This is a genomic window from Streptomyces calidiresistens, from assembly GCF_014141525.1.
GTDB classification, from domain to species: Bacteria; Actinomycetota; Actinomycetes; order Streptomycetales; family Streptomycetaceae; genus Streptomyces; species Streptomyces calidiresistens.
Window position 1 is genome coordinate 1 of the sequence record NZ_VKHS01000438.1, and the last position, 4,656, is coordinate 4,656.

At 70.0% G+C, this 4,656-nt stretch carries 3 protein-coding genes; 1 reads left to right on the forward strand and 2 read right to left on the reverse strand.

Annotated elements, in window-relative coordinates; genetic code table 11:
- Positions 1-352: 352 nt before the first annotated feature.
- Complete coding sequence (locus FOE67_RS17090; protein WP_182665233.1) at positions 353-2,194, forward strand: AfsR/SARP family transcriptional regulator; 1,842 nt, start codon at positions 353-355, stop codon at positions 2,192-2,194.
- A 78-nt stretch (positions 2,195-2,272) separates the two neighbouring features.
- Here the strand turns inward: FOE67_RS17090 and asnB are convergent, their stop codons facing one another.
- Positions 2,273-4,135 carry an asparagine synthase (glutamine-hydrolyzing) gene (gene asnB, locus FOE67_RS17095; protein WP_182665235.1) on the reverse strand — a complete coding sequence of 621 codons (1,863 nt, stop codon included), beginning with the start codon at positions 4,133-4,135 and terminating at the stop codon, positions 2,273-2,275.
- Between the two features lie 122 nt (positions 4,136-4,257).
- Positions 4,258-4,656 (reverse strand): DUF6069 family protein (locus FOE67_RS17100; RefSeq protein ID WP_228473973.1); only part of this gene is annotated, 399 nt, incomplete at its 5' end.

A 4,656-nucleotide genomic window follows, 5' to 3' on the forward strand; every position in this document is an offset into this window, starting at 1 on the left:
GAGGGGTGGTGGGGCTTCGGTGGAGCGCTCCGGCGTGGTGTCGGGTCCTGTTCCGGTCATGACTCGATGTCCTTTTCGGGCTCCGGTGGCATCGGATCCTCCTGTGGAGCATATCGCGATCATATGAATAATCACAGCAGCTATGTGTAGCAATCATGTGCTTGTGTCATGTAGTTTAGCTCTTCGTTGGACCGTCTCCGATCCCCAGTCCGTCGAGCGCATCTCAAGCGAGCTTCAAGCAGGCGTACCCACGCTGGCGGACGCATCAGGCCGTGCAAGTGGCTCCATGACAATGGGAGGGCTAGTGCTGCGAATCGGGTTGCTCGGACCCCTGCAAGTCCTTCACAACGGCGTGCAGGTCACGCCATCCGCTCCCAAGGTGCGTCAGGTGCTCGCCCTGCTGGCGTTGCGGGCCAACGACACCGTTCCGCACCACCAGCTCGTCGAGGAGTTGTGGGAGGAGCGTCCACCGACCAGTGCCGCCACCACGCTGCAGACCTACATCTACCAATTGCGCAAACTGCCCGGTTTGGGTCACCAGTCCCCGGTGGGCCCCGGTCGGGACGTTCCGGCCCTGCTGACCACCCCCGGCGGCTACCGGCTCTCCCTGCCCTCCTCCTGCACGGACGTCAAGGAGTTCGACGAGCTCGTGATCCGGGCCCGGAGGGCCATGGAGGAAGGGGCGATCACGGAGGGGGCCGAGGCGCTTCACCGGGCCCTGGCGGTCTGGCGCGGTCCCGTCCTCGCCGACCTCTCCATGGGCCCGGTCGTCGGCATCGACATCCTGCGGCTCACGGAGAAGCGGTACGAGGTGCTGGAGGAGCGAATCGACGCGGATCTGGTCCTGGGCAGGCATCATCGATTGACCAGCGAACTCTCCGCGCTGGCCGCGGATCACCCCACGCGGGAAGGACTTCACGCCAAGCTCATGCTGGCACTCCACCGCGCCGGACGCCGCTCCGAGGCGTTGGAGGTCTTTCAACGGCTGCGCCGGGTCCTCGCGGATGAACTGGGCATCGAGCCGGGCGCGGACATCCAGCGGTTGCACCAGCAGGTTCTGGCCGGGGACCGAGCGCTCGACCCGCCGCGTCCGACGGGTTCCCCGGGTTCCCGGAGGGGCGTTCCCGCGCCCCGGAGACCCCGGGCCCCCGAGGCCGCCACCCCTCCGGCGTCGGTTCTCCCGCCGGATGTTCCCTTGATCGGACGGAGCGACGAGGTCGACCTGGCGGTCGGTTTGCTCACCGAGGAACCGGAAGGAGGTTTCGGGGAGGAGTCCGGAGGGCCGCGCTGTGTCGCCGTCGTCGGGCCACCCGGGGTCGGCGTCACCGCCTTCGGCGTCCACGTGGCCCACCGGCTGCGCACCGCCTTCCCGGATGGTCGGTTCCACGTATCCTTCGGCGATCCGGACGACCCCCTCGGCGTGGACGACGTCCTGGCCTCTCTGCTCGGCGCGGCGGGGTTCCGGCCCTCCGGGCTGCCCGCCGAGCGGGCCGAGCGGGCCCGGCTGTTCCGTTCCTGGACGGCGGGGCGCCGGGTGCTGATCGTGGTCGACGAGGTGACGACGGCCCGGCAGATCACCGATCTGTTGCCCGCCGAGGCGGGTTCCGCGCTCCTGGTGACCGGCCACCACAGGTTGCACGACACCCGCTTCACCGCCCGTATGGAGCTGCGTCCCCTCGGAACGCGTCAGGCGCTGGAGTTGATCCGTCAGGCATTGGGACGTGAGCGCCTGCACACCGACCCGATCGGTCTGAGGGAACTGCTCGATCTGTGCGGCGGCCTTCCCGGGCCGTTGCTGGGAGCCGGTGCGCTGCTGGCCCTGCGACCCCACTGGACCATGCGGCAACTCATCGACTGGATGAGCCGGATGTGTTCCGAACCGGCGGTGGTCCGTCGTCACCAACCCTGGCGCTGCGTGGCCCGTTGTTGTTCCGCCCTGCACCCCCGCCTGCGGGATGTCCTGGCCCGGCTGGCCGGGGAGGACGGCTTCGTCACCGTGGAACAGGCGGCCGTCCTGCTGGAGACGGGTATCGAGGAGGCCGGGGAACTGCTCGAGGAACTCGTCGAGTGTTTCCTGGTCGACGCGGACATCTCGACGGATCCCACCACCTCGTGGTTCTTCCAGTACCGCGTACCCCCTCTGGTGCGCATGGTGTTCCGCTCCTCGCGGGATCCGGTGGCCGCGCGGGTCTGAGAACGGGCTCCGCGTGGCCCCTCCCCGTCGGGGAGGGGCCACGGAGGGAGAGGGACCCCGGAGGCAGGGGGGAGGACCTCACACCTCCAGGGTCACCCCGTGTTCCCGCAGCCAGGTGTTCACCTGCAGCGCCATCTCGACGTTCATCCGGTGCAACCAGTCCTGTCGGTCCCCCTCCCTCAACTCCGCCAGGAAGTCCCGACTCGCCCCGGTGTCGAGGAGGGGGAGGACGGGGGAGTGGGGATCCTCCAACACCTCCTGGAACTCCTGGTGCAGGGTCTTCGCGTAGGTGGGGTCCTGACTCACCGGGAAGGGGGCCTTGGGGCGGTCCAGCACCTCCTCCGGCAGCAGGTCCCGGACGGCTGCCCGCAGCAGACTCTTCTCCCGCCCGTCGAACGTCTTCATCTCCGCGGGGATGTTGTAGGCGTACTGCACCAAGCGGTGGTCACAGAACGGGACCCGGACCTCCAGGCCGGAGACCATGCTGAGCCGATCGTTGCGTTCCAGCAGCCGGGGCAACCAATGGGTGAGGTGAAGGTGGCAGATCTCCCGTGCCCGGCGCTCCCCGGGGGACTCCCCGGCGAGCCGGGGTATCCCGGCCATCGCCTGTGCGTAACGGTCGGCGTAGTAACCGGGCATGTCCAGCCGGTTCTCGAACTCCGGGGAGAGCAACCCGCGGCCCAGCCCGGCGCGGGTACCGGGATGCCACTGCTCGAAGGCCACCCACGGGAACTGTTCCTCCTCGGCCAGGTCCGGGATGTGCACCCAGCTGTAGCCGCCGAAGATCTCGTCGGCGCTCTCCCCGGTGAGGGCGACCCTGGAGTGTCGACGCACTCCCGCGAAGGCCTGGTAGGTGGAGGTGTCCATGTCCCCGAAGGGGGCGGGGATGTCCTGGGCCCGCAGTACGGTGCGGCGGGCCTCCGGGTCGGTCAGATCGGTCGTGGTCAGTTCGATCTCCCGGTGCTCGGCGCCGGTGTGCTCGGCGACGGCCCGGGCGTATGGGGAGTCCGGGGCACTGCGCACCAGGTCGGGCTGGAAGTTGTCGCTGTACCCCGTGTAGGTGACCGTGGAGGTGCGGACGGGGCCCTCGCCCCGGTGGGCGAGGGCCCGGGCCGCGAGGGCGGCGACACTGCTCGAGTCGAGCCCTCCGGAGAGCATCACGCTCAGCGGCACGTCCGAGGAGAGTTCCCGGGAGACGCTGTCCTCCAGCAGTTCCCGCACCGTCCCGACGGTCTGTTCCAGGGTGTCGGTGTGCGGTGTCGCCTCGAGGGCGAACCATCGGCGCGAGGAGTGTCCCCCGGGGCGCATGGTCAGGGTGTGGGCGGGGGGCAGCTCGCGGATCTGTCGGTACACCGTCTCGCCGGGAGCGCGGGCCATCGAGAAGAGCACCCGCAGACCGTCCAGGTCCACCACCGGGCGGACCCCCGGGTGCGCGAGCAGGGCCTTGGGCTCGGAGCCGAAGACGATGCCCCCGTCGATCACCGCGTAGTAGAGGGGTTTGATCCCGAACCGGTCCCGGGCGAGGAAGAGCCGGCGTTCGCGGGGCTCCCAGACGGCGAAGGCGAACATGCCCTCCAACCGCTCCACGCAGGCCTCACCCCACTCCAGGTATGACCGCAGTACCACCTCGGTGTCGCTCCTGGTGCGGAAGCGGTGGCCCCGTCCGGTCAGTTCCGTGCGCAGCTCCCGAAAGTTGTAGATCTCGCCGCAGTAGGTGAGAACGGCGATCTCCTCGCCGTTCTCCTCGGCGGTCATGGGCTGGGCGCCCCCCGCGAGGTCGATGACCGCCATCCGGGTGTGGACCAGGGTGGCGTGCGGGCCCCGCCACACGCCCTGCCCGTCCGGTCCGCGGCAGGCCATGACACGGAGCATGGCCTCGGCGGTGTCGGGTGTTTCCGGGAGCGGGGTGCCGGGGCCGGCCCAGCCTGCGATGCCGCACATGGGGAGACTCCTTCCGGGTCCGTGCCCGGGGCGACGCCCGGACACCGTTCCTGTGGCGAAACGGTCTCCCGGACGGCTCGAAGGGCCGTGGAGATGCGCTGGACCGGCCCCCGGATCGGTGGTCAGGACCGGACGGCCCCGCGGGTGTAACCGGGGATGAGGACGGCGCCGACCGCCAGGTGCAGGCAGATCAGGGTGAGGCGGTTGCCCGCCGACAGGCCCTCGCCGAAGAGGGGGCCGAGGAGCGATACGAGGACCACCGCCGAGGCGATGCCGATCCACAGGGCACGGGCCCGGGCCGGGGTGAGGCGTTCCAACAGGGCCAGCAGGCCCCAGCCGGCGAGGGAGAGCACGGCCACCGAGATCACCACGTTGAGCAGGGGCAGTTCACTCGTGGTGGTGGAACCCGGGCCATCCGGTACCCGGATGTCGACGCCGAACACGGGGCCGGCGATCACCCAGATCAGAGCGGTGATCACGACGGCGGCGGCTGCCGTCAGGGCGCGCCGGCGGGCGGGGGC

Bases quoted from the DNA above. Each gene is read 5' to 3' on its own strand.
- asnB (WP_182665235.1), bottom strand. From the start codon at position 4,135: ATGTGCGGCATCGCAGGCTGGGCCGGCCCCGGCACCCCGCTCCCGGAA.